This window comes from Streptomyces sp. NPDC020490, from assembly GCF_044335305.1.
Lineage (GTDB): Bacteria > Actinomycetota > Actinomycetes > Streptomycetales > Streptomycetaceae > Streptomyces.
Genome location: NZ_JBIRUY010000001.1, coordinates 715,216 through 739,222 on the forward strand (window position 1 = coordinate 715,216; position 24,007 = coordinate 739,222).

The following is a 24,007-nucleotide window of genomic DNA, read 5'->3' on the forward strand; positions in this document are numbered from 1 at the left end:
GGGCCCTGGCTCCGGCCGCCGGGCCAGGGCCGGGCCAGGGCGGTGCTCGCGGCGGCGATCACAGTGGTGCTCACGGCGGCGATCGCGGTGGTGCTCACAGCGGTGCTCACGGTGGCGAGCCCCACCGGCGCGAAGCGGCCGCCGAAGCACCGGTGCTTGCCGGCCGCCAACGGCAGGAACGCCCCCTCGGGCAGCGGCGGCCGGCTGCCGTCGAGCCACCGGCCGGGGCCGAACCCCGGCGGTCGGGGTAGAGCCGCGGGTCGAGGTGCAGCGCGCGCCGGCAGTACGTACGCCAGTACGCTCGCCCCGCCCCGGCGGGCGGCGAAGCCCCCGGCCTCTTGCCGCGGGTGAGGCCCCCGGCCTCCTGCCGCCAGACGCGACCGGTCAGCCGCGCCGGTGCCGTGCCCCGTCCCGGTGTGCCCACGACGCTCGGGAGCGCCAATGCCGGCCCGTCCCATCGCACCCGTACCCTTGTGGGAGCGCTCTCAGCCGGGCAGGATGCTGCGGTGACCCAGTCTGCCGCCGTACGTCCCTATCGCCCCGAGGACCGCGAGGCCCTCGACGACATCTGCGTCCGCACCGCGCACGCCGGCCAGGACAGCCGGCCGTTCTACGCCGACCCCTCGATCTTCCCGGCGACCTTCGCCGACCCGTACGTCCATCTGGAGCCGGAGCTGGCGTTCGTCCTGGACGACGGCGAGGGGCGGGCGGTCGGCTACATCCTCGGCACCGCCGACACGCCGCGCTTCGCCGAGGACTTCCGCGCCAAGTGGCTGCCGCTGGTCGCGGACCGCTACCCCGACCCGGTCGGCGAGCCCGGCACCCCGGACGAGGCGATCGTCCGCCTGCTGCACCGCCCCGAGCGGATGGTCGTCCCGCAGGTCGCCGCCTACCCGGCCCACCTGCACATCGACCTGCTCCCCGAATGGCAGGGCCGCGGCCACGGCCGCGGCCTGATGCGGACGTTCCTGCGGGCCCTGCACGACCGGCGGATCCCGGCCGTCCACCTCTGCATGAGCACGGCCAACACCCCCGCCCGCGCCTTCTACGACCGCCTGGGCTTCCAGGAGATCCCGGTCCCGGACGCCGGCCCGGTCACCTGGCTGGGACGCCCGACCGAGGGGTTGTGAACTGCCGGTGGCTGACTGCGCACAGGTGTGTTCTGGCGTGCATGAGTGAGTGTCCGGGCTGTGGCACGTGCATCCCCTTGGGGGGAACGAGGGTTCCTCGGTCGAATGTGTGACCTTTGCCGGTGGTGGTCGTTGAGCGTGGTGAGGGTTCGGCCGGCGTGCGTGGTGGGGGTGATCGGGGGTGGGTGGGTTGCGGGAGTTGGCGGCGCCGTTCGTCGTCCCCGGTCCGTCGGGTGTGGCGGTCCGGAACCGGCTCAAGCGCCTGAGTGCCGAGGACGAGCGGGTTCTTCGTCTGGTCGGCGATCATCTGGGCACGCTCGCCTCGAGGGACCTGAAGGCGCGGTGCGCGGCAGGGCTGGACCATGAGCAGTGAGCAGTGAGCAGTGAGCAGTGAGCAGTGAGCAGTGAGCAGTGGGCCGTGCGCAAGCGTGCCCTTACGGAGGCGTCTTCCTCCCGCTGGGCCGGGTCGGTCACCAAGGCCACGCATGATCAGTGGGCACTGGCCCGGCGCGGGCAGCTCGCGCACCTGCAGAGCCTTCAGGCGGGTGTGGCCATGATCGCGTACTGGCTGTCGCTGCCGGTGGGGGAGAAGGGCGCCGGGCGGGTTCCGGGCGGCTACCGCAGCAGGCGGGAGTGGCATGCCACGTCGCGCCGTCCGCACGTGCTCGCCGGCCGGCTGAAGGCGGTCCGGGCGGACTGGGAGGCCGGCGTCGTGCACGTGGTGCGGGGCGGGAAGCGGCTGCTGAACACCCGCCACCACCTGGACGCCGCGCAGCTCACCGAGGAGCAGTGGCGCATCCGGTGGCAGGGCGCCGGTTCCTTCAGGCCGACGGCGAGTCCGGCAAGCGCTTCGGCAACGAGACCATTCGCGTCACTCCCGGCGGCGAGGTCTCCCTCAAGCTTCCCGCCCCTTCGGCACATCTGGCCAACGCGCCGCACGGCCGGTACGTGCTCGCCGCGAAGGTGGCGTTCGCGCACCGGGCGAGCAGTGGGCCGACCGTATCCAGGCGAACCGGGCCGTCGCCTACCGCATCCACGAAGACACCGCCCGCGGGCGCTGGTACCTGACCGCATCGTGGACGATCCCCCCGGCTCTGACCGTGCCCCTGGCCGCGGCCCGCACGAACGGGCTGATCGGTGTGGACACCAACGCCGATCACCTGGCCGCCTGGCGCCTGGACCAGCACGGCAACCCCGTCGGCGAACCCCTCCGCTTCTTCTACGACCTGACCGGCACCAGCGGCCGCCGTGACGCCCAGGTGCGCCACGCCCTCACCCGGCTCCTGCACCGGGCCGCACGGCACAACCTCGCGATCGCGGTCGAAGACCTCGACTTCACTACGGAGAAGACCCGGGAGAAGCACGGCCGCCGCAGGAGATTCCGCAACCTCATCCCCGGCATGCCCGTCAGCAGGCTGCGGGCCCGCCTGGTGTCGATGGCCGCCGAACTCGGCATCACCATCGTCGCCGTCGACCCCGCCTGCACCAGCCGCTGGGGCGCCCAGCACTGGCACAAACCCCTCACCGGCACGAACGGGAAGACCACCCGCCACGACGCAGCCGCCGTGGCGATCGGACGGCGCGCCCTGGGGCACCCGATCCGGCGACGGACGGCACCGCCCCCTGCTCACCGGAGTGATGAGCAGGGGCATCGGACCGTCCAGGCCCGACCGGGCACCCCGGCGCGTGAGGGACCCCGCCCCCGCGTCCCCGGACCACGGACACGATCCGTGCGCGCCGGACGCGGAGCGAACGCGGGCGACCAGGACACCCAGCACCGCTCGGGGCGTCCGGCTGAGCTTGAGTTCTGGCGACAGGACTCACTCCCGCTCAGTTTTCAGGAACGGTGGGACCACCTGTGACCGCGGGGCCCGGACCCACCCGGCCTCACACCCAGGCGTCCAGCTACACCGGGGCGTGCCAGTCGGCTTAGGGGATCGTCTCGGCACCCTGGACGCCGTCACGCCCCGAGGCTCGCCAGCGCCGCCAGCAGCCGGTCGACGTCCTCCTCGTCGGTGTAGGGGGCGAGCCCGACCCGTACGGCGCCCGTGTCGCCCAGGCCGAGTCGGCGGGAGGCCTCCAGGGCGTAGAACGAGCCGGCCGGGGCGTCGACGCCGTGCGCCGCGAGGTGTGCCGCGACCTGCGCGGAGTCGTGGCCGTCCAGGGAGAACAGCAGCGTCGGGGTGCGCCGTGCCGCGCGCGAGTACACGGTGACGCCGGGGAGGCCCGCCAGTCCCCGCTCGATCCGCTCGCGCAGCGCGTCCTCGTGCGGCTCCAGTGCCGCGAACGCGGCGAGCAGCCGTTCGCGGCGGGTGCCGGACGGCTGCGGCGCCAGACCGGCGAGGAAGTCCACCGCCGCGCGGGCCCCGGCCAGCAACTCGTAGGGCAGCGTGCCCAGTTCGAAACGCTCGGGCACGGCGTCGGAGGACGGCAGCAGCTTGTCCGGGTGCAGCGTCTCGAGCAGTTCCGGCCGGGCCGCCAGGACACCGAGGTGCGGGCCGAGGAACTTGTACGGCGAGCAGACCAGGGTGTCCGCGCCGAGCGCGGTGAGGTCGACCGGCGCGTGGGCGGCGTAGTGCACGGCGTCCACGTGCAGCAGCGCGCCGACGCCGTGCGCGAGGGCGGCGAGGGCGGGGACGTCGGGGCGGGTGCCGATGAGGTTGGAGGCCGCGGTCACGGCGACCAGCCGGGTGCGCGGCGACAGCACGGTCTCTATGTGCTCGGGGTGGAGTTCGCCGGTGGCCGGGTCGAAGTCCGCCCAGCGGACGGTGGCGCCGACCGCCTGGGCCGCCTGGACCCACGGCCGGATGTTGGAGTCGTGGTCGAGGCGGGTGACGACCACCTCGTCGCCGGGTCCCCAGTCCTTGGCGAGCGTGCGGGAGACGTCGTAGGCGAGCTGCGTGGAGCTGCGGCCGAAGACGATGCCGTGCGGCTGTGCGCCGAGCAGGTCGGCGAGGGCGGCGCGGGAGGCGGCGACGACGGCCTCCGCGTTGCGCTCGCCCTCCGTGACGTGCCCCCGGTTGGCCAGCGGACGGGACAGCGCGTCCACGATCGCGTCGATGACCGGCTGCGGTGTCTGCGTACCGCCGGGCGCGTCGAAGCGGGCCGTACCGGATTTCAGCGCGGGTACCTGTGCGCGGATGGCGGCGACGTCGAGGGCCATGGGTGCTCCTGGAGGTGTCGGGTGTCTGCCCGGTGACAGCCTCGCATGCCGCGTGGCCTGCCGGAACGCCGGCCGGGGCCGTCGCGGCGGCGCCCGGCCGGCCGTGGTCGTCCCGGCCGCCGTGAGATGAACGGCGAATTTCTCGGAAGTTTCTGTTGTCGGCCCGGCGGTCGAAGCATCTACAGGGGTGGGAGCGCTCCCATCGTGCGTTCCCGTCGTGCGCTCCCGTCGTGCCGGTCACCACGGCGCGCTCGTCCCCCGCCCCGCCCTCGGTCAGGAGGCCAAGGTGTCAGAAGGACTACTGAGAAGACTGCGGCACGCGCTCGTGGCGGCCTTCATGGTCGCCGCGACGGCAGGTGCCGTCGGAGTCGCCGCGCAGCCGTCGCAGGCGGCGACCGCCCCGGTCGCCGGCAGTACGTATCAGCTCGCGGTCACCAAGAGCGGCAAGTGCCTCGAGGTCCCGTCGGGCTCGACGGCCAACGGCGCCATGATGCAGCAGTGGTCGTGCACCACGGCGCAGTGGCAGAACTTCCGGGTGGTGTCGTCGGGTTCCTACTTCCAGCTGGTGAACGCCAACAGCGGCAAGTGCCTCGACGTGCCGTACGCCTCCACCACGTCCGGGGAGCAGTTGTGGCAGTGGACGTGCGGATCGAGCACGAACCAGCAGTGGCGGTTCGTGGCCTCCGGCAGCGGGACCTACCAGGTCGTCAGCGTCTCCAGCGGTCTGTGCCTGAGTGACAAGGGCGCCTCGACCGGCGACGGCGCGGCGGTCATCCAGGAGACCTGCACCGCCAACAGCAACAAGCAGTGGGCCTTCAACCTGGTCGCCGGGTCCACGGACACGCCGACGGTGGCCTCCGACGGCACCGGCACCTACCGGACCGTGCAGGCGGCCGTCGACGCCGTGCCGGCCGACAACACGACCCGCCGGGTCATCACGATCAAACCGGGCACCTACCGGGAGATCGTCACGATCCCGTCGAACAAGCCCTACATCACCCTGCAGGGGCTGGGCAGTTCGGCCAGTTCGACCGTCATCGTGAACAACCATTACGCGGGCGCGTACGGCACCTCGGGCAGCGCGACCGTGTTCGCCTACGGACACGACTTCGTGGCCACCGACCTGACCGTCTCCAACGACTTCGACGAGAGCTCGGTGACCAGCGGCCAGCAGGCGGTGGCGCTCCATCTCAACGCCGACCGCGCGGTGTTCAGCAATGTACGGTTGCTGGGCGACCAGGACACCTTCCTGGTCAACGACGCCACCCGCGCCTACATGGTCAACTCCTACGTGGAGGGCACCGTCGACTTCGTCTTCGGCGGCGGCACCATCGTGTTCGACAACTGCTCGATCCACGAGAAGCGCTCGACGGGCGGCACGCTCACCGCCGCGAGCACCGCGGCCGGCAAGACCTACGGCTTCCTGTTCTACAAGTCGACGATCACCGGCGCGGCGAACAACAACACCAACCTGGGCCGGCCGTGGCGTCCCGACGCGCAGGTGCTGTACCGCGAGTCGAACCTGAGCGCCACGGTCAAGACCTCCCAGCCGTGGACCGACATGTCCAGCAACAGCTGGAAGAACGCCCGGTTCTTCGAATACAGGAACACCGGCTCCGGCGCGACGGTCAACGCGAACCGTCCGCAGATGAGCGACTCGACCGCGGCCGACTACACCCCGCAGAAGTACCTCGCGGGCTCCGACGGCTGGAACCCCGTCGGCTGACATCCCACCCACCCGGCTGACATCACACCCACCCGGCTGACATCCCACCCACCCGGCTGACATCACACCCACCGAAAGGACAAGGGACACCACCATGACCGGAATCAAGGCAAACCGGCGCTACGCACTCGCGGCGCTCGCCCTCGCTGTACCCGGCCTGCTCGTCGGCCTCACCACGCAGTCGTCGCAGGCCGCCACGTCGGCCGTTGCCCGGAGCTGGTCCAACACCCCCGACGGGTTCGCCTCCACCGGCGGCGGCACCACCGGCGGTGCCGCGGGCGCCACGGTCACCGTCACCACCTACTCCGACCTGATCAAGTACGCCACCGCCAGTGCCGCCTATGTGATCAAGGTCAACGGCACGATCACCGTGCCGAACTACGGCTACGAGATCCCGGTCACCTCGAACAAGACCCTGGTGGGGGTCGGGACCAACGGCCGGATCAAGAACGGCGGCTTCTTCCTCGGCTCGGGCGTCCACAACGTGATCATCCGGAACCTCACCATCGGGGACACCGCCGTGGCCTCCGACGACCCGGACGACAAGCAGTTCGACTACGACGGTATCCAGATGGACACCGCCGACCACGTGTGGATCGACCACAACAAGTTCACCAACATCAACGACGGCTACATCGACTCGCGCAAGGACACCAGCTACGTGACGGTGTCCTGGAACCAACTGGGCAACCACAACAAGACGTTCGGCATCGGCTGGACCAGCAACGTCACCGCGCGGATGACGATCCACCACAACTGGCTCCACGACAACACCCAGCGCAACCCCAGCGCGGACAACCTCGCCTACGCCCACCTGTACAACAACTACCTGCAGAACATCAGCAGTTACGGCAACTACTCACGTGGTGCGACCAAGATGGTGCTGGAGAACAGCTACTTCGACCACGTGAACAACCCGTACTACCCGGACACCAACGCCCAGCTGAAGGAGAGCGGCAGCATCGTGGTGAACAGCTCGGGCAAGAAGCAGACGAGCGGCTCGGCGTTCAACCCGCACGACTTCTACTCGTACACCCTTGACGCGGCGGCCGACGTGCCCAACCTGGTCAAGACGCACTCCGGGCCGCAGGCCGACATCGGCCTCTGACCCGGCGGGCGGCACCGGTCGCGCGGAGGAGGCCGATTCTCAGGTCGGCGGTCCTTCCGGGGTGACGGGTCGCGCCAGGAGACGCACGGCTCGCCGGCCGGTGGGCGGGCCGTGCGTCACCGGTCCGTGTGTCCGGTGCTCCCGCGGGACTTCCCCCGTTCCGCCGGGGCACCGGGCAGCAGTGCCTCCGGGGCCGGCAGTCCCCGCCGGTGCTGTCCGCAGCACCGGCAGTCGCGTACGTGCCGGACCAGCCTCTTGCGCCACCGTGGGTCGGGGACGTGGTTCCAGCCGCGCACGAGGCCGTCGAGCGCGGGGCAGCGCGGGCGCGTGCGCAGGGCGCGGACGACGGCTCGCACGGCGTCGAGCCGGGCCTTCATCCGCCCTACGCGCACCGAGACGTGTTTCGCGGTGACGGACATCGCCGCCGCCAGCTCGGCACGGGTGATCTGGCCGGTGACCTCCTGCCACCACAGCGACAGCAGCCGCTGGTCGCCCTCGTCCAGCCAGCGGGCCGCTTCCGCCAGTTCGCGCCGCTGATCGGTGAGCATGAGCGCGGTCACCGTTCGCTCGGCGAGATCGGCGCCCGGGTCGGCCGGCTCGGGAACCGGTTCCCGGCAGTGCGCCAGGTCCGGTGCACGTCGGCGCAGGTATGCCTGCACCTCTCGGTACGCGATGGCGATCGTCCAGGACCGGAACCGGTCCGGCTTCCGCAGACCGCCGAGGCCGCGCATGACGTGGATGACGGTCTCCTGGACGATGTCGTCGACGTCGGCGTGCCCGTTCAGCGCGCGACCGACGAAACCGTAGAGCACGGGCAGGTGCGCGGCGACCAGATCGGCGAACGCCGCCCGGTCGCCGGCTTGCGCCGCCCTCACGAGGGCGACGACATCCCCGGCGACGGGATCCCGCTGCGTCCTCGTCAGCATCACGTCCGCCTCCCCCCTACCGGTGCGCGGCGGGCACCTGGATGGTCGATCCCTGTGGCCCGTGGTGGTGACCGAAGTGCGACCCGGCACGGGTCGGCCGACGGCCCCGGAGCCGCCGGCCCCGGCCGGATGGGCTGCCCCGGCCGAGTGGGCCGCGGATCCGCCGGTGGACCGGCGAGCGTGCCGCGGCGGAGACGCCGCACCGGTATCCCGTGCGGTGTCGCGGTGCCGCGGTGCCGCGGTGTCGCGGTGGGCGGCCGGCGCGGACATGCGGCCGGCGCCGGTATGCGGGCGCGGTGCTGCCCGCCCGGACGGGAGCGCGTGCCGGGCCGCGGGCAGCCGTCTCACACCGGGTTCACTCCTGACGCGCTGAGCCTGCGGCGCTCAGGCGGTACGTCTTCCCGGCCTCCGTCTCGAACACGATCAGCCCCTGTTCCGGACGCCGTCCCCGGACCGGGCGGCCCTGGACGGTCACCTTCAGATCCGTCGCGGACCGTACGACCGCCCGGTTGCCGCAGCGCGAGCGCAGGCTGCCGGTCAGCAGGGCGCCCTCGGCCCACTCGAGGTTCACCGCGAAGCCGCCGCGCGCCAGCAGACCGCGTACCCGGCCGTCCGGCAGTGCCGGAGGCAACGCGGGCAGCGGATGCAGTTATCCCGCGTGGGACTGGAGCAGCCACTCGGCGACGCCTGCCGTCGCCCCGAAGTTGCCGTCGATCTGGACCCTCCCGGGTCTGGGAGGTGCCGTCGATCGCGACGGTGATCCGGTCGGGCGACGATGCCGTCACCGCCTGGCGGCTGTCGAAGGACGCGGAGAAGGAGACGGACCCCGGGGCCGATGCGGTCAGGCGCATGACAATGACCTGGTCCGGGTGGCCGGCGAAGACCTCGCGGTGATGTGTCACCCCGTTCCGGGTGTACCGCACGGAGGTGACGGCGGACTGCAGATCCAGCGTGCGCCGGTAGTCGCCGACCTCGCCGTCGGCCGCGAAGGCCAGACGCAGGTTGCCGACCGTCTGGTACGTCAACTCGCCCCTGGGGATGCCCAGGAAGTCCGAGTCGACCAGGGACTGCGCCGCCTCCCACTCGCCGGCGAACACCCGTCTGCGGATCTCGGGGAGAGCGGCCGGTGCCTCGGGGTTGGCGGGCTCGTACGGTCCGCCCGCCCACACCGTGTCCTCGTTCAGCTGGAGTCGTTCGCCGTCGGTGCCGCCGAAGACCATGGCGCCCAGCCGTCCGTTGCCGATGGGCAGCGCCTCCAGCCACGTGGAGGCCGGCCGGGGGTACCAGAGCGCGAACTCGCCGGCCGCGGCCGCGGCTTCCGCTACGCCCTCCGGTAACGGCCGGTCGGTGTCGGCTGCGTCGGCGGCACGAGCGACCCAGGCTGCCATGAGGCCTGCCATGCCGGCTCCGGTGGCGGTCGACACTGCGAGGAAATGTCTGCGATCCATGGGGCACAGCGTCGACTCATCGGATGTCTGTTGTCGATAGCCGCGTCAAAATTCGAAACTTTCCTTGATGGATCAACCGGGCGGGCTCATTCCGTTGCGGCCCCTCAAGGGTCCGAAGGATTGCGTCGAGTGGTGCGTCGAGTGGTGCTATATCGCGAAAAGCGCAGGCTGAGGCGGCTGATGGGAAGAGTCCGCCGCGTCTGTCCGGGTGGGGCGGTTCCGGCCGGTCCGGGCCTGATGCGATGTCCATGTGTTTCGCTATGGTCGCCGAAAAGGCAGGATGACTCGCCTCCGCATGATTTCGCGCCCAGGCATGCGTGAGTTCGCGCCCGGAGCGGTGCATGCGGTGGGCGTGCCCCCCGCAGCTCGCTGGTGCGATGTCGTCAGGGGCGGGACCCGCGAGGGCGGCCCGTTCAGCCCGCCCGCAGGGTCCGCTTGGCGAGTTCGTACGCCGGGAGCATCGCCTCGTGCTCCTCGGTGTCCATTCCTCCGAGGTGCAGGACGACCGGCCCGCCGGAGGTCGTGACGGCGAGGGCGCGTTCCCTCTTCGTCTCGTCCAGGAGCTCGCTCGTGTGCAGGTACTCCACCTCGGCGCCGGCGAGACCGCCCGTGCGGAAGGTGTGGTACCTCGCCCGGCTCGCACCGTCCTCGGCCGCCACGAACGCCTCGAGCACGGCGCGCGCGTCGTCCTCGCCCGGATCGCCGGTCCACACCCGCAGGTAGCCGATGTGCCCGGCGGGCTTGGCGTCCACCTCGCACGCGGCGGTGACCGGGCCCTGGTGCAGCAGGGCGTCGGCGAGTTCGCCGCCGATGCCGGAGCCGGAGTCGCCGGCCTTCTCCATGGCGGCTTCCGCGTCGACGGCCTCGGCTTTCCAGCCCTCGGCGATGTCGAAGGTGACCGGGAGCTCGCACGCCGAGCCGACGGCGCCGATGCTGCCGCCGCTCACGGCGACCGCCGGCTTCGCGTCCGCCGACGCGGCCGCGGACGCGCTCGCGGACGCGCTCGCGGACGCGCTCGCCGAGGCCTTCGCGTCGTCCGACGGCGCCTCCGAGCAGCCGGTCAACACCCCTGCCAGCAATGCCGCGTTGACCAACCCGCGCCGTGTGCTCCCCGTCCTGGCCGGCATGTGTCCGCACTCCCCTCGTCGAGGAGGACACCCTATCCGAGAGCCGGGCGCCGCTCGTGGGCCCGTCGGATCGACCGGTGCCGACCTCTTGACCCTGCCTCGGCGCGGGGCTTAGCGTTCCGGCGTTTACGAAGGATTGAAACGATTCAATCCCTTGCTCGACTCACCCCTTGGGGCGCACATGCATGAACTCGTCTCGCAGCGCGGCGGGATGTCGCGGCGCGCGGTCCTGGCCGCCTCGCTGGCCGCGGGCGCCGTGGCCGCCCTCGGCGCCGCGGCGCCCGCCGCAGCCGCCGTCACCGCACTCCCCGCCGGCGCCGGATCAGCTCCCGCCGCCGACTGGTTCGCCGACCCCCCGCGCTCGGTGCGCCCCAAGTTCCGCTGGTGGTGGCCGGACGGCCTCGTCGACCCCGACGAGATCGCCCGCGAGATCGACCAGATCGCGGACGCCGGCTTCGGCGGCGTCGAGATCGCCGCCGTCCATCACAGCATCAAGGACAAGTCGGTGCTGGACACCGCCCGTCACGGCTGGGGCAGCAGACCGTGGCTCGACGGCGTCGAGGCCGCCCTGCGCCGCGCCGCGAGACGCGGCCTCACCGTCGACCTCACCCTCGGCCCGAGCTGGCCCGTGGCCGTACCCGGCATCACCCCCGACGACGCGGCCGCCGCCCAGGAACTCGCCTACGGCCGCGCCTCGGTCCCCGGCGGAACCACCTACCAGGGTCCGGTCCCGGAGCCACTGCGCGCTGCCGCCTCCGGCGTGACCCGCCGACAGCTGCTCGCCGTCCAGGCCGCCCGCGTCAACACCGCGAACTCCACGCGCAAGGAGACCGGCCTCGACCCGGCCAGCGTCCGCGACCTGACCGCCACCGTCACCGACGGCGCCCTCACCTGGACCGCGCCCGCGGACGGCGACTGGGTGCTGATCTCCTACTGGCAGCGGGGCTCCGGCCAGCAGCCCGAGTCAGGCCCGCACTCCTCGCCCGCCGCCTACGCCGTCGACCACTTCAGTCCCGCGGGCACCGCCGCCGTCACCGACTACTGGGACTCTCTGCTGACGCCGTCGCTGAAGATCCTGCTGAAGGCGGCCGGCGGCGCGTTCTTCGAGGACTCCGTGGAACTGGAGACCCAGGGCCTCAACTGGACCGCGCAGTTGCCCGACGCGTTCGAGAAGCGCACGGGACGCCCCCTGCTGCCGTACCTGCCCGCCGTCGTCCTCGACAAGAGCAACCAGGTCTTCGCCTTCGAGGCCCAGCTCACCCGGCAGATCAGGCACGACTTCTGGGCGACCGTCTCCGACCTGTTCAACACCCACCACCTGCGTGCCCTCAGGACCTGGGCGCACTCGCTGGACATGGCCCTGCGCTCGCAGCCCTACGGACTGCAGACCGACGCCATCGCCTCGGTGGCGATCCTGGACATCCCCGAGGGCGAGTCCCTCGGCTTCAAGAACCTCGACGACTACCGCTGCCTGGCCGGCGGCCGCGACATGGCCGGGCGCACCGTGCTGTCCTGCGAGGCCGGCGCGTACAACGGCACGGCGTACAGCACCACATGGGACCGCTTCCTGCGGACGATGGGCGGCGCGTACGCGGCGGGCGTCAACCAGACCGTCGTGCACGGCTTCTCCTACGCCACCGCCCCACAGGTGAGCTGGCCCGGGTTCGCCGCCTTCAGCCCGTACAACGGCGCCCCCGGCTACGGCGAGTCGTGGGGACCCCGGCAGCCCACCTGGGGCCACGTCGAGGACATCTCCGGCTACCTCGGCCGCGTGCACCGGGTGCTGCAGGCCGGCACCGCCCGCGCCGACGTCGCCGTCTTCCGGCAGACCGGCTACACGGCCACCGGCATCGGCGCATCCTGGTTCACCGCCACCGGCGTCCCCCTCGGCTGGACCCACCAGTTCCTCAGCGGCCCGCTGCTCGACCTGCCGAGCGCCACCGTCTCCGGCGGCCGGCTGGCCCCCGACGGGCCCGCCTACAAGGCGCTGTTCGTCGAGGGCGACTTCTTCTACGGCTCCACCCCGACGCTCGCCGTCGACGACGCGCGCAAGCTGCTGAAGCTGGCCGAGGCGGGCCTGCCCATGGTCCTGTTCGGCGCCTTCGACCAGGCACTCACCCCCGGCGTGCCCGACGACGGGGAGACCGACCGACTGCGCGCGATCCTGGCCCGGCTGCTCGCCCTGCCGGGCGTCGTCCGCGTCACCGACAAGGCCGCCGTCGGCGACGCGCTCGCCAAGCTCGGCGTCACCCCCGACGTCCGCCACGCCACCCCCTCCACGCTCCTCAACGCCCACCGGGCCACCGACGACGCCGACTTCTACTACCTGTGCAACGGCAAGCACGCCGAGACCGTCAAGCCCGCGGTGGCCGCGATCGACCACGACGTCACCCTGCGCAGCACCCGGGGCCGCGGGGCGACGGTGCCGTACGTCCTCGACGCCTGGACGGGCCGGGCGGTACGGCTCGCCCGCTACACCCAGGACGGCGACGACATCACCCTGCGCGTCACGCTCCAGCCGGGGGAGACGGTGATCGTCGCGCTGGGGCGGCCCGGACTGTTCGGCGACCGCTACGGCAACCGCCCGCACGCCGTCACCTCGGACGCCGACGACGTGCTGTTCACCGGCCGCGGACTGACCGTGCGGGCCGGCGCGGCGGGCGCCCGCACCACCCGCCTGTCCGACGGCAGCACGGTCACCACGACCCTGCCGTCCGTGCCCGACCCGATCACCTTGGCCACGTGGAAACTGGAGGTCGAGGACTGGTACCCCGGCTCCGACGCGACCCGTACCGAGCGCGTCCGGCGCACCCTGACCCTGGACACGCTCGTGCCCTGGTCCAAGATCCCCGAACTGGCCGACTCCGCGGGCGTCGGCCACTACCGCACCGAGGTCACCCTGCCGGACGACTGGACCGCGTCCCACGGGGCCGTCCTCGAACTCGGGCAGGTCTCCGACACCGTCCGTGTCACCGTCAACGGCGCCTCCGTGCCCGCGGTCGACCGCCTGCACCCCGTCGTCGACGTCGGCCGCTACCTGCGCGGCGGCGACAACAGCATCGAGATCGAAGTGGCGACCCCGCTCATCAACCGGCTCCGGGTGGCCCAGCCGTCCGTGTTCGGCACGGCGGCCCGCCAGGACTACGGCCTGGTCGGTCCGGTCCGGCTCGTTCCGTACGCGCAGGCGGTGGTGTCCTGACGCCACGGGGCGCACCGACTCCGGCCGGTGCGCCCCGCCGCGGGAACGCGGGAACGCGGGAACGCGGGAACGCGAGGGCGCGGGGGCGCGAGGGCGCGGGGGCGCGGGCGCGAGGGCCCGCGCTCCCGCCGGCGTCCGTCCCCGGGCGTCCGTCAGTGCGGCAGCTTGGCCCGCAGGCTGCCGGCCGTGGCGGCCGGACGGGCGGCGACACGGGCGGTCCGCCGCACCAGCCGCGCGTCGCGCCGCACGTCGTGTACGGCGTGCCGGCCGCGCCACACCAGCGACGGGGAGGCCCCGGTGTCGTCGGCCGCGATCAGCAGACCGCCCAGCATCGACAGGTTCTTCAGGAAGTGGATGCGCTGCTGGGTCCGCTCCGCGGGGTCGTCGGCCTCCCAGAAACGATGGCCGGCCAGGGTGGTGGGCACCAGCGTGCCGACGATGGCCAGCGCGGCCAGCCGGGGCATGCGGCCGATGCCCAGCAGCACACCCGCCGCCACCTGCACGGCCCCGCTGAGGCGTACGAGCTGCTCGGTGCGGTCGGGCAGCACCGGCACACGTTCTGTGATGGGCCGGACCACGGGCTCGGCCGCCGGGGCCACGTCCTCGGGCGCACGGACGGAGTTCAGACCCGCGGTGACGAACATCGAGGCGAGCATCGGACGGCCGGCCACGCGCAACAGACTCATGGTGCTCTCCAGACGTGTGAGTGCGTACGGCCGTCCCCGGGTTCCCCGCAGCCGGGGCGGCAATCGACGGTGCGTGGGGACCGGGTCCGGCTGAGATCTTCCTATGAATTCGTGGGGCGGTTGAACACCTGGCTGCCGCCGTCCGTATGGGGCGAGGGATTTCCACGCCTGACCGCCATGATCCGTAGGAGAGTTCTCGTGGGACGCAGTACGCGCAGACGCCCGACAGGCCCACGCCGCGCGACCTTCGCGGCATTCGCGCTGATCCTGGGCGGAGGCGGGCTGGTCGGGGTGAACGTCTACGCCTCGGCGACCGAGGGCGGCTCCGGCGGCGACGCGGCCCGGACCCGCAGCGCCATGGCCGGCACCATCGACTGCCCCGACGTCGGGACCCGGTTGACGCAGGTGCCGGACCAGGCGCGGGCGGACGTCGACAAGGAACTCGCCCTGCTGGACCAGCAGATCGCGGAGGCCTACCAGCGGCTGCAGACGACCGGCCCGGACCAGCGGCAGGACAGCGGCTTCGCCGACAACGCCATCATGAATCCGCTCAAGGAGAAGCGGGCCGCGACCATTGAGCGCATCGCCGTCGCCATCGACCGCGTCGGGGACCGCCCGGCCGGCCTCGACTCCCTGGCCGCCTGCACACTGACCGTCCCCGACGCCCAGGCCGGCGGCCAGGACCAAGGCCAGAGCCAGGGCCAGGACCAGGGCCAGGGCCAGCAGGGCGACGGCGGAGGACAGGCGGGCAACGGCGGTCAGGCCGGCAACGGCCCGGTCGCGGCGGACTTCGTGGACATCACCAAGGTCCAGCCGAACGTCCCCGCCGCGCCGCGCACCACCGCGGACGCCTCGACCGGCTCCTTCACCACCAGGTGCGGGGTGAACGCCAACAAGAACTACAACACCGACAACGTGATCGTGGCGCCCGGCGTGACCAACGGCGCGCACCACACCCACGACTACGTCGGCAACCAGAAGATCAACGCCTTCTCCAGCAACGACACGTTCCTGGAGGGCGGCACCAGCTGCGAGAACAAGGCCGACCTGTCGTCGTACTACTGGCCGGTGCTGCGGCTGCAGGACGGCACGCAGGAGTTCGACCAGAACCAGGACGGCGGCGGCAAGGAGGGCAACGTCGGCCGGATCCTGACCGCGCAGGAAGCCGAGATCAAGTACGTCGGCAGCCCCACCGGCAAGGTGGTCGCGATGCCGCAGTTCCTGCGCATCATCACCGGTGACGCCAAGACCACCACCAACGGCCTGGCGAACGCCAACGCCCACTGGAGCTGCACCGGTTTCGAGGACAAGGTCCAGCTGACCGAGCAGTACCCGATCTGTCCGCAGAGCAGCAAGGTGGTGCGCTCCTTCGCCTTCCAGAGCTGCTGGGACGGCCGCAACACCGACAGCGCCAACCACCGCACGCACGTCGCCTTCGCCGACGCGAGCGGCAACTGCGGCAACGGCTTCAAGGCGATCCCGCAGCTGACGATGCGCCTGGTGTACGACGTTCCGGCGCCGACCATCGAGAACGGCCAGGTCAAGAACGCCTACGCGGTGGACGGCTTCCCGGAGCAGTTGCACAAGGCGGCCACCGACCACGACGACTTCATCAGCATCACGACCGGTGGACTGGCGCAGGAGATCGCCGACTGCGTCAACAGCGGCCGGCAGTGCGGTTCCGGGGCCGACGGCGGCGCGGACCCGGGCTCGGGCGGGGGAGCCTCCCAGCAGCCGACGGACGAGCCGACGCAGCAGCCGACCGATCAGCCCACGGAGCAGCCCACGGAACAGCCCACGGACGCGCCCACCGCGCAGCCGTCCGAGACCCCGTCCGAGACCCCGTCCGAGGAGGCTCCCACCACCCAGCCGCCCGTCGGCGGCGGGGACGGCCAGGCGGCCGGGTCCACCACCGCCGCGCCGCAGACCGGCCAGGCGGACGACGGCCGGCCGACCCTGTCCAGCACCACGAACCCGCGGGTCTACGCCACCTCCTCGAGCCGCGAGAGCTCCGCCGCCGCGGCGGGCGACGACAACGCGAAGGGCGACGACAGCGCGAAGGGCGACGACAGCGCCACGGAGGCCGGCGCCGCCGCGCAGTCCCAGGCGGCGGCCCCGAACACTCCCGTCGCGGCCGGCCAGGCGGAACAGCAGGCGGTTCAGGGCGGCGGACTCGCCGAAACGGGTACGACCCTGTGGCCCGCCGCGGCCGGCACCGTCCTGCTGATCGCCGGCCTGATCGTGCTGGCGCGCTCGAAGCGCCGTTTCGTGCGGTGAGGCAGCCCGGCAGGCGACGGCAGGCACGCGTCCAGGAGCGCGGCTGACGCGCCGCGGTCGCCACTGACAACGGTCTCGGGGAGGCCGTTGTCAGTGGCGGATGCGAGGCTGCGGACATGGACGAGACGGAGTTCATGCGCGGCCGGGTCTACGGCGCCGATCACGACGACGCCGGTCCGCGACCCGGCCGCACCTATGCGGAACTGGTCGGCGGCCCGCTCGACGGGCTGCTTCTGGACACCACCGGCCGGCCCGGCCACGAACTGCGGCACGGTGTCGCGCTCGACACCGAGATAGGCCGCTACGGCCCCGGCGGCCGCGCCCTGTACGTCCCGCGTCCCCAGGACGGCCGCCGCTTCGACTGGCACGGTGACAGCCCATGAGGCCCCGGCCCCGCCCACGGGGGCGAACCGCCCGCGAGGCGGGCGCGGGCGCCGGTCCGGGCGTGAAGAGGCGAAGCGCCTTCGCCGTGCCCCGGCCGAGACGCTTCGCCGCGGTCCTCACGTCGAGGTTTCGACGCCCTGGAGTACTGACCCAGCCCTGGAAGTACCGACCTAGACGTCGCCGGGCCGGATGCGTCCGCGCCAGGCTCCGGACTCGCTCCCGCGGCCCTCGATGAACTCCTTGAAGCGCCGCATGTCGCCCTTGACGCGCCGGTCGATGACTCCCAGCATGTCCGCGGTCTTCTCGGCGGCTCCGCTGGGTTCGACGTCCATCACAAGTTCCACGCGGGTGTGCGTGTCGTCGACGCGCTCGAACCGCACCGTGCCCTTCTGGCGGGTGTCACCGCTCGTCGTGCGCCAGGTGATCCGCTCGTCGGGAAGCTGGTCGACGATCTCGGTGTCGAACTCCCGCTGCACGCCGCTGATCTTGGTGACCCAGTGGTTGTGGCCCGCGTCGAGCTGCCTGATCTCCTCGACGCCTTCCATGAACCGAGGGAATTCCTCGAACTGGGTCCACTGGTTGTAGGCGGTGTGGACGGGGACCTCGACTTCCACGGTTTCCTTGACTGTGCTCACGCCTGTGCCTTTCGTTGTCGCTGGTCGGCGGCGGGGCCGGGCCCCCCCGCCGCCGTGCGGATCGTGCACGAGGGGCCGGGTACCCGAGGATCACCGGCCTACGACTGCGGTGTCGTGATCCGCGTCTCCCCGGGCGGGGGAGACACGGAGGCCCGTGGTCACGCCACGTCGTCCGGCCGGTTCACGAGGGAGGCTGCGGCCGTGGCCGCGGCGGCAGGCGGACGGTGAAGCAGGCGCCGCCCTCGGGTGCGCGGCCCTCGGCGCCGATGGTGCCGCCGAGCCGGGTCGTCAGGCGGTGGGCGATGGCCAGGCCGAGGCCGCTGCCGACCGCGCGGACGCCCCGGTACCGCGCGGTGAGCGCGCCGCGTTCGAAGGCGACCGCGACATCGTCGTCGGTGAGTCCGGGACCGCCGTCGCGCAGCTGGATCCGGACGCCGCCGCCCTCCGGGGCGAGGGCGAGGACCAGGGGCTTTCCGGCGGGCGTGACCCGCAGCGCGTTCTCGGCGAGGCCGTCGACGAGCTGGCGGACCCGGAAGCCGTCGGTGGCGAGGACCAGCGGCCGGCCGGGCCGTTCCAAGCGGAAGTCGACGTCGTGCCGGGCGCAGCGCCCCGACCAGGCGGCCGCGGCCTCCTCCACCAGCACGTCCAGATCGACCTCGCCGACGTCCAGCCGGAAGTCGTCGGCTTCGAGGCGCGCCAGGGCGAGCAGGTCGCCGACGAACCGCTCCAGACGCTCGATCTCGGTGCGCAGGACCCGCCCGGCCTCCGGCACCTCGTCCCCGGTGATCACCTCGTCGGCGAGGGCCTCGGCGTAGCCGCGCGCGGTGGTCAGCGGAGTGCGGATCTCGTGGGAGACGGACAGCAGGAAGTCCCGCTGCCGGTTCTCGCTGCGGGCGAGGGCCGCGTCGAGGGTGTTCAGGGCGCCGGCGAGTTCCGCGAGTTCGGCGGGGCCCTCCGCGGACACCGTCAGGCCGCGCGCACCGTCGGACAGCCGGTGGGCCGTGCGCGCGGCGGACACCAGCGGACGGGCCAGACGGCGGCCGAGCAGCGCGCCGGCCAGCGCCGCGCCGGCCAGCCCCAGCACCAGCGGCAGGACGAGACTGCCGCGTATCCGGTCGGTGGCCTCGTCCACGGAGCTCATCGGCTGCGTGAGCACCAGCCCGCCGCCCGCGGGGGTGGGCGCGCCCTCCACCAGCACCTCGCGCCCGTCGAGCCGGGCGGTGGCGGACACGGAGCGGCCCGCGAGCAGGGCCCCTCGCCGGCCGGCGTCGACGACGGCCGCCGCCGGCCCGTCCACCGCGCCGGTGGGGCGCACGAGGGCGAGCCGGATGTCCTCGCCACCGGCGATCCGTTGCTGCCGGTCGAGCATCCAGGTGGCCAGCGGCGGGGTGCGGGCGAGCACCTCCGCCTGCCGGGAGAGCTGATCGCGTTCCTGCGCCTCCGCGGTCGTGCGGATGATCCGCCAGGCGAACAGCCCGGTCACCACGACGGCGACGGCGGCCACCGCGGTGGTGAGCATGACGATGCCGCCGGCCAGGGAGCCGCGGCGGCGCACGCGGGTCACGGGCGGATGCCGGTGACGCTGTAGCCGACCCCGCGCACGGTGCGGATGGGGCTGGCGTCTCCGAGTTTGGCACGCAGCTGGGAGACGTAGACGTCCATCACGCGGGTGTCCCGGTAGCCGGCGTAGCCCCAGACCTGGGCGAGCAACTGCTCGCGGGTGAAGACCTGTTCGGGGTGGCGCATGAGGAAGGCCAGCAGGTTGAACTCGGTGGTCGTCAGCTCCACCGCCCGGTCGTCGACGCGCAGGGTGCGGCGGCCGTCGTCCAGCGTGAGCCGCCCCAGTCGGCACACCGGGTCGCGCTGCGGGCCCGCCGCCCGCCGCAGCAGGCTCTTGACCCGGGCGACGAGCTCCTGCGGGGAGAACGGCTTGGTCAGGTAGTCGTCCGCGCCGATCTCCAGGCCGAGGATGCGGTCGGTCACCTCGTCCCGGGCGGTCACGAACACCACGGGAGTCCAGTCGCCCGCCTCCCGCAGGCGACGGCACACCTCCATGCCGTCCATGCCGGGCAGGGCGATGTCCAGCACGATCGCCACCGGGCGCAGCCTGCGGGCGGCGGCCAGCGCCCCCTCGCCGTCGGCCTCGACGTGGACGCCGTAGCCCTCGCGGCTCAGATAGCGCCGCTGCAGGTCGGCGATGTTCCCCTCGTCCTCGACCACCAGGACGAGCCCCTTGTTCTCCGGCATCTGCCTCTCTCCTCGCCCCCGCGGCCCGGGCCCGGCCCCGATGCTAGCCAGCCGCCGCCCGCCGGGCCGCCCGTGCGGCGGCTCCTTACACAGCCCGAACATTCGCCGAACCTTCCGCTCGCACCCCTCCGACACGCTGGGACCAAGATCGAGCGACATCGGCGAGGGAGAGATCGTGAACCGCACCGGTACCACCGCGGGACACCGCGCCCGCACCATCCGTACCACCGCACTGGCCGTCGTCGGCGTCACCGTGCTGTCCGGGCTCACGTGGTCGGCGGCGTCCATGTCGTCCGCGTCGACCGGCGCCGCTTCCGCGGTCGCGGTCACGCCGGCCGTCGGGCTCGCCGACGCCGTCGTCCGCACCGGGGACGAGCCCCGGCCCGCGGCCGGCCGCGGGCCGGCCGAACCGCGGTCCGAACTGCCGGCCGAACTGCGGTCCGACCTGCGTGCGTTGCGCGGCATGGAGCCGGGCCGGCGCGCGCAGGCGGCGGCCCGGATCAGGCGGGAAGCCCTCGACGGCGACTACGGCACGCTCGTCCGGCTCCGTGCCGAGCAGGCACAGCGCCGCCGGCAGGCGCTGCCCCCGCAACTGCGCGAGGACCTGGCCCGGTTGCGCGGGCTGCCGGGCGAGCAGTGGCACGCGCGGCTGCTGACGATCCGCGACAAGGCGCTCGACGGCGGCTACGGCGACCGGGCGCGGCGCTGGGCCGAACGCCACCGCCGCTTCTGGCAGCAGCCCTGAACGCGGCGCCCCGGACGCGGCATCCCCGCACGACCGGCGGTCCCGAATGTCGGGAGCCCCTGAACGCGGCGGCCCGGAGATGCCCTCCTGGCGAGGACGCCGACCGGTCCCGTCCCACCCACCCCGAGCCCGCCAGGGCCCGACCAGGAACGAGTGCATGAACCACGCTCCGGAGACACCAGAGACGACACCGGGAACCCCACCGGGAACACCCGGAACGCCCCCGGCCGACGACCAGCCCCGCCCCGGTCCGCGACCGCCCGTCGCCGCCGGGCGGCTGGCCCGGCTCGGCCGCGGCTGCGCCCGGCGGCCCTGGTGGGTGCTCGGCGCCTGGCTGCTGGTGCTGGTGGCCGTGTTCGCCGCCGACCGCGTCCGGGGCGGCACCTTCGAGGACGACTTCTCGCTGCCCGGCACCTCCGTGCAGACCGGCGCCGACCTGCTCGACGCCCATGGGTCCAAGCAGGTGCGCGGCAACGCCTCCCAGGTCGTCCTGCACACCGGCACCGGACGGCTCGACGCCCACGCGGACCGCGTCGCCGGGGCGGTCGGCGCTCTCGCCGGACTGCCGGACGTGACCTCGGTGACCAACCCGCTGAGCACGCCGGGCGCGGTCTCCGCGGACGGCGCCACCGGCATCGTCACGGTCCGCTTCACGGACAACCCGGCCAAGTTCGGCACGTCCTACCTCGACCGGGTGGACGACGCGGTGAGCGGTCTGCGCGCCGACCGCGTCGACGTCGAATACGGCGGCCAGCTGGGCCAGTTGGCGCGTCCCAAGGGCGGGGACCGGCTGTCGGAGATGATCGGGCTGGGCACCGCCGTGATCGTGCTGCTCGCCGGGTTCGGCAGCCTGGCGGCGGCCGGGCTGCCGCTGCTGACCGCCGTCGTCGGCCTCCTGGGCGGCGTGTCGCTGCTCGGCCTGCTGGCCGCCGCCTTCACCTTCGGCACCGCCGCCCCCACCCTGGCGACGATGATGGGCCTGGGCGTGGGCATCGACTACGCGCTGTTCCTCACCACCCGCCATCGCCGGCTGCTGCGGGACACCGGCGACCCGGTGGAGGCGGCGAGCCGGGCGGTGGCCACCAGCGGCCGCGCGGTGATCGTGGCCGCCGCGACGGTCGCCCTCGCCCTGGGCGGCCTGTACGCCTCGGGTGTGGCGTTCATCGGCACCCTCGGCATCGCCTCCGGCCTGACCGTGCTGGTCGCCGCCGTGGCCGCGCTCACCCTGGCCCCCGCCCTGCTCGGCCTCGCGGGCCGCCGTATCGACCGCTGGCGGGTACGGCCCCCCGTCGACGAACCGGACGCCACCACCGACACCTGGCACCGCTGGGCCGCCACCGTCGGCCGCCGCCCCTGGCCGTTCCTCGCCGTCGGCACCCTCGTCCTGGGCGTGCTCGCCGTCCCCACGGCCGCCATCCGGCTCGGCCACGTCGACAACGGCGCCGACCCGGCCGACTACACCGACCGCCGGGCCTACGACCTCGTCTCCGACGCCTTCGGCCCCGGCGCCAACGGCCAGTTCACCGTCGTCGCCGCCCTCGCGCCCGCCACCACCACGGCGCAGGCGCGGCAACTGTCCGCGTCCCTGCACGACGCGCTCGCGGCCACCCCCGGTGTCGCGGCGGTGTCGCAGCCCGCCGTCACCGACGACGGGGCGCTGCTGACGGCCACCGTCACCCCCGACAGCGCACCCCAGGACCAGGCCACCTCCGACCTGATGCACCGCCTGGAGGACGACACCCTCCCCGACGCGCTGGAGGGTCACGGCGCGGACGGCTACGTCACCGGCCACACCGCGGCCCAGCTCACCTTCCGGGACGTCGTGGTGGACCGGCTGCCGGTCATCATCGCGGTCGTCGTCGCGGCGGCCTTCCTGCTGTTGCTCGTCGTCTTCCGCAGCCTCCTCGTCGCCCTGAAGGCGGCCCTGCTCAACCTGTTGTCGATCGGCGCCGCCTACGGTGTCGTCGTCGCGGTCTTCCAGTGGGGCTGGGGCGGCTCGCTGCTCGGCGTCGACGAGCCGGTGCCGGTGGAGTCGTACGTCCCGATGATGATGTTCGCCATCGTCTTCGGGCTGTCCATGGACTACGAGGTCTTCCTGCTCTCCCGGATCCGCGAGTCCTGGCTGCACACGAGGGACAACCACCTCAGCGTCGCCACCGGCCTGGCCGGCACCGCCCGCGTCATCACCTGCGCCGCCCTCATCATGACCAGCGTCTTCCTGGCCTTCCTGCTGTCCGCCAACGTGGTGATCAAGATGCTGGCCCTCGGTCTCGGCGTCAGCGTCGTCATCGACGCCACCCTCGTCCGGCTGGTCCTGGTCCCCGCCACCATGTACCTGCTGGGCCGCGCCAACTGGTGGCTGCCGCGCCGGCTGGACCGGATCCTGCCCCACCTCGACCCGGAAGGGTCCGCGCCGCCGCCCGACGCGCCCGGCACGGTGCCGGGCCCGGCCGTGGCGACCGCCCCGGGGGAGCAGCGGTGATCCGGTCCCTCTTCCGGCGGCACCGCGCCGCGTCCGTCATCGCCCTGGTCCTCGCCGTCGTGCTGCTCGTCGCCGGTGTCGCCGAGGCCGCCGCCCGCACCCTGCTGCACAGTCGCCTGACGGCCGCCGCCGGGCGCATCCTCGGCGAGGACAGCGATGTCGACATCGACGGCGGCCCCGCCCTGCTCGCCCTGCTCGACCGGCACCTCGACTCCGTGACGATCAGCGGCGACCACGCCACCCTCGGCCGCATCACCGACGTGTCCGTCCGCGTCCGCCTGGACGACATACGGCTCACCGGCGGCCGCTCCGGCACGGTCGCCCGTACCCACGCCGACGGCGAGGTCCCCGCCGAGTCCCTGCAGAGCATGGCCGGCGCGCGCGGCAAGCGGCTGCCGATCACCGCCGTGCACCTCGACGCCGCGGCCGACACCATCACCCTCGAACTGAAGGGCGGGCTCGGCCGGGCCACGCTGCGGCCCCGCATCGAGGACGGGCGCCTGGCCCTGCGCCTCGAGGACGCCGAGGTCCTCGGCAGCCCCGCACCCGACCGGCTCGTCGACCGGATCGAGAGCAACCTGGCCGGCCGCGCCGACGCCGACTACCCCCTCGGTCTGAAGGCCACGGCGCTCGACGTCACGTCCACCGGCCTGAACGTCACCCTGGACGGCGGCCCCGCCCGATTCCCCGCCAAGCGGAAGACGTGACCGCTGCCGCCGCCGCT

Annotated in this window: 17 protein-coding genes and 2 pseudogenes; 10 read left to right on the forward strand and 9 right to left on the reverse strand. The window is 73.0% G+C overall.

The window, feature by feature from the left end:
- Window positions 1–506 precede the first annotated feature (506 nt).
- Window positions 507–1,130 (forward strand): GNAT family N-acetyltransferase, encoded by a 624-nt coding sequence (locus ACH4ZX_RS03205; protein ID WP_398266556.1) that lies wholly within the window; start codon window positions 507–509, stop codon window positions 1,128–1,130.
- 181 nt (window positions 1,131–1,311) lie between these two features.
- A pseudogene (locus tag ACH4ZX_RS03210) lies at window positions 1,312–2,992 on the forward strand (IS200/IS605 family accessory protein TnpB-related protein).
- A gap of 98 nt (window positions 2,993–3,090) precedes the next feature.
- Here the strand turns inward: ACH4ZX_RS03210 and ACH4ZX_RS03215 are convergent.
- The gene (locus ACH4ZX_RS03215; protein WP_398266558.1) at window positions 3,091–4,293 is read right to left on the reverse strand and encodes a cysteine desulfurase-like protein; all 1,203 of its coding nucleotides are present in this window, start codon (window positions 4,291–4,293) and stop codon (window positions 3,091–3,093) included.
- Between the two features lie 286 nt (window positions 4,294–4,579).
- Between ACH4ZX_RS03215 and ACH4ZX_RS03220 the strand changes: the two genes are divergently transcribed.
- Both ACH4ZX_RS03220 and ACH4ZX_RS03225 read left to right on the forward strand, forming a co-directional pair.
- Window positions 4,580–6,019, forward strand: a complete 1,440-nt coding sequence (locus tag ACH4ZX_RS03220; RefSeq protein ID WP_398266561.1) for a pectinesterase family protein — start codon at window positions 4,580–4,582, stop codon at window positions 6,017–6,019.
- A gap of 94 nt (window positions 6,020–6,113) precedes the next feature.
- Window positions 6,114–7,127 (forward strand): polysaccharide lyase family 1 protein, encoded by a 1,014-nt coding sequence (locus tag ACH4ZX_RS03225; protein WP_398266564.1) that lies wholly within the window; start codon window positions 6,114–6,116, stop codon window positions 7,125–7,127.
- A 116-nt stretch (window positions 7,128–7,243) separates the two neighbouring features.
- Here the strand turns inward: ACH4ZX_RS03225 and ACH4ZX_RS03230 are convergent, their stop codons facing one another.
- The 4 genes and pseudogenes from ACH4ZX_RS03230 to ACH4ZX_RS03245 all read right to left on the reverse strand — a co-directional run bounded on the left by ACH4ZX_RS03230 (window position 7,244) and on the right by ACH4ZX_RS03245 (window position 10,628).
- A complete protein-coding gene (locus ACH4ZX_RS03230; protein ID WP_398266567.1) occupies window positions 7,244–8,053 on the reverse strand; it encodes an RNA polymerase sigma factor in 810 nt (269 codons plus the stop codon).
- A gap of 355 nt (window positions 8,054–8,408) precedes the next feature.
- Window positions 8,409–8,684: a glycoside hydrolase family 95-like protein gene (locus tag ACH4ZX_RS03235; RefSeq protein ID WP_398266570.1), complete on the reverse strand. Its 276-nt coding sequence runs from the start codon at window positions 8,682–8,684 to the stop codon at window positions 8,409–8,411.
- A gap of 157 nt (window positions 8,685–8,841) precedes the next feature.
- A pseudogene (locus ACH4ZX_RS03240) lies at window positions 8,842–9,501 on the reverse strand (glycoside hydrolase N-terminal domain-containing protein); the annotation flags it as partial.
- A gap of 413 nt (window positions 9,502–9,914) precedes the next feature.
- Window positions 9,915–10,628 (reverse strand): lipoprotein, encoded by a 714-nt coding sequence (locus tag ACH4ZX_RS03245; protein ID WP_398266573.1) that lies wholly within the window; start codon window positions 10,626–10,628, stop codon window positions 9,915–9,917.
- Between the two features lie 181 nt (window positions 10,629–10,809).
- Here ACH4ZX_RS03245 and ACH4ZX_RS03250 point away from each other — a divergent pair, with 181 nt between their 5' ends.
- A complete protein-coding gene (locus ACH4ZX_RS03250) occupies window positions 10,810–13,827 on the forward strand; it encodes a glycosyl hydrolase (RefSeq protein ID WP_398266576.1) in 3,018 nt (1,005 codons plus the stop codon).
- A 152-nt stretch (window positions 13,828–13,979) separates the two neighbouring features.
- Here ACH4ZX_RS03250 and ACH4ZX_RS03255 read toward each other — a convergent pair whose 3' ends face one another.
- A complete protein-coding gene (locus ACH4ZX_RS03255) occupies window positions 13,980–14,513 on the reverse strand; it encodes a DoxX family protein (RefSeq protein WP_398266579.1) in 534 nt (177 codons plus the stop codon).
- A 198-nt stretch (window positions 14,514–14,711) separates the two neighbouring features.
- On the opposite strand from ACH4ZX_RS03255, the gene ACH4ZX_RS03260 reads away from it, so the two are divergent.
- Window positions 14,712–16,790 (forward strand): DUF1996 domain-containing protein, encoded by a 2,079-nt coding sequence (locus ACH4ZX_RS03260; protein WP_398266582.1) that lies wholly within the window; start codon window positions 14,712–14,714, stop codon window positions 16,788–16,790.
- Window positions 16,791–16,906: 116 nt separating this feature from the next.
- Complete coding sequence (locus tag ACH4ZX_RS03265) at window positions 16,907–17,173, forward strand: hypothetical protein (RefSeq protein ID WP_398266585.1); 267 nt, start codon at window positions 16,907–16,909, stop codon at window positions 17,171–17,173.
- Window positions 17,174–17,344: 171 nt separating this feature from the next.
- Here the strand turns inward: ACH4ZX_RS03265 and ACH4ZX_RS03270 are convergent, their stop codons facing one another.
- From ACH4ZX_RS03270 to ACH4ZX_RS03280, 3 genes are all read right to left on the reverse strand, one after another.
- The gene (locus ACH4ZX_RS03270; RefSeq protein ID WP_398266588.1) at window positions 17,345–17,809 is read right to left on the reverse strand and encodes an SRPBCC family protein; all 465 of its coding nucleotides are present in this window, start codon (window positions 17,807–17,809) and stop codon (window positions 17,345–17,347) included.
- A 181-nt stretch (window positions 17,810–17,990) separates the two neighbouring features.
- Window positions 17,991–19,373 (reverse strand): sensor histidine kinase, encoded by a 1,383-nt coding sequence (locus ACH4ZX_RS03275; RefSeq protein WP_398266590.1) that lies wholly within the window; start codon window positions 19,371–19,373, stop codon window positions 17,991–17,993.
- Window positions 19,370–20,056, reverse strand: a complete 687-nt coding sequence (locus ACH4ZX_RS03280) for a response regulator transcription factor (RefSeq protein WP_398266593.1) — start codon at window positions 20,054–20,056, stop codon at window positions 19,370–19,372. The genes ACH4ZX_RS03275 and ACH4ZX_RS03280 overlap by 4 nt, the downstream gene beginning before the upstream one ends.
- A gap of 175 nt (window positions 20,057–20,231) precedes the next feature.
- Here ACH4ZX_RS03280 and ACH4ZX_RS03285 point away from each other — a divergent pair, with 175 nt between their 5' ends.
- The 3 genes from ACH4ZX_RS03285 to ACH4ZX_RS03295 all read left to right on the forward strand — a co-directional run bounded on the left by ACH4ZX_RS03285 (window position 20,232) and on the right by ACH4ZX_RS03295 (window position 23,990).
- Window positions 20,232–20,801: a hypothetical protein gene (locus ACH4ZX_RS03285; RefSeq protein WP_398266596.1), complete on the forward strand. Its 570-nt coding sequence runs from the start codon at window positions 20,232–20,234 to the stop codon at window positions 20,799–20,801.
- A 157-nt stretch (window positions 20,802–20,958) separates the two neighbouring features.
- Entirely contained in the window at window positions 20,959–23,283 is a 2,325-nt protein-coding gene (locus ACH4ZX_RS03290; protein WP_398266599.1) for an MMPL family transporter, read from the forward strand.
- Window positions 23,280–23,990, forward strand: coding sequence for a DUF2993 domain-containing protein (locus tag ACH4ZX_RS03295; protein ID WP_398266602.1), 711 nt, complete (start codon window positions 23,280–23,282; stop codon window positions 23,988–23,990). The genes ACH4ZX_RS03290 and ACH4ZX_RS03295 overlap by 4 nt, the downstream gene beginning before the upstream one ends.
- Window positions 23,991–24,007: the final 17 nt, after the last annotated feature.

Excerpts from the sequence above, each read along its gene's own strand:
- ACH4ZX_RS03215 (WP_398266558.1), bottom strand. The coding sequence starts at position 4,293 with ATGGCCCTCGACGTCGCCGCCATCCGCGCACAGGTACCCGCGCTGAAA.
- ACH4ZX_RS03290 (WP_398266599.1), top strand. The coding sequence starts at position 20,959 with ATGAACCACGCTCCGGAGACACCAGAGACGACACCGGGAACCCCACCG.
- ACH4ZX_RS03230 (WP_398266567.1), bottom strand. The coding sequence starts at position 8,053 with ATGCTGACGAGGACGCAGCGGGATCCCGTCGCCGGGGATGTCGTCGCC.
- ACH4ZX_RS03255 (WP_398266579.1), bottom strand. The coding sequence starts at position 14,513 with ATGAGTCTGTTGCGCGTGGCCGGCCGTCCGATGCTCGCCTCGATGTTC.
- ACH4ZX_RS03265 (WP_398266585.1), top strand. The coding sequence starts at position 16,907 with ATGGACGAGACGGAGTTCATGCGCGGCCGGGTCTACGGCGCCGATCAC.
- ACH4ZX_RS03250 (WP_398266576.1), top strand. The coding sequence starts at position 10,810 with ATGCATGAACTCGTCTCGCAGCGCGGCGGGATGTCGCGGCGCGCGGTC.
- ACH4ZX_RS03225 (WP_398266564.1), top strand. The coding sequence starts at position 6,114 with ATGACCGGAATCAAGGCAAACCGGCGCTACGCACTCGCGGCGCTCGCC.
- ACH4ZX_RS03245 (WP_398266573.1), bottom strand. The coding sequence starts at position 10,628 with ATGCCGGCCAGGACGGGGAGCACACGGCGCGGGTTGGTCAACGCGGCA.
- ACH4ZX_RS03280 (WP_398266593.1), bottom strand. The coding sequence starts at position 20,056 with ATGCCGGAGAACAAGGGGCTCGTCCTGGTGGTCGAGGACGAGGGGAAC.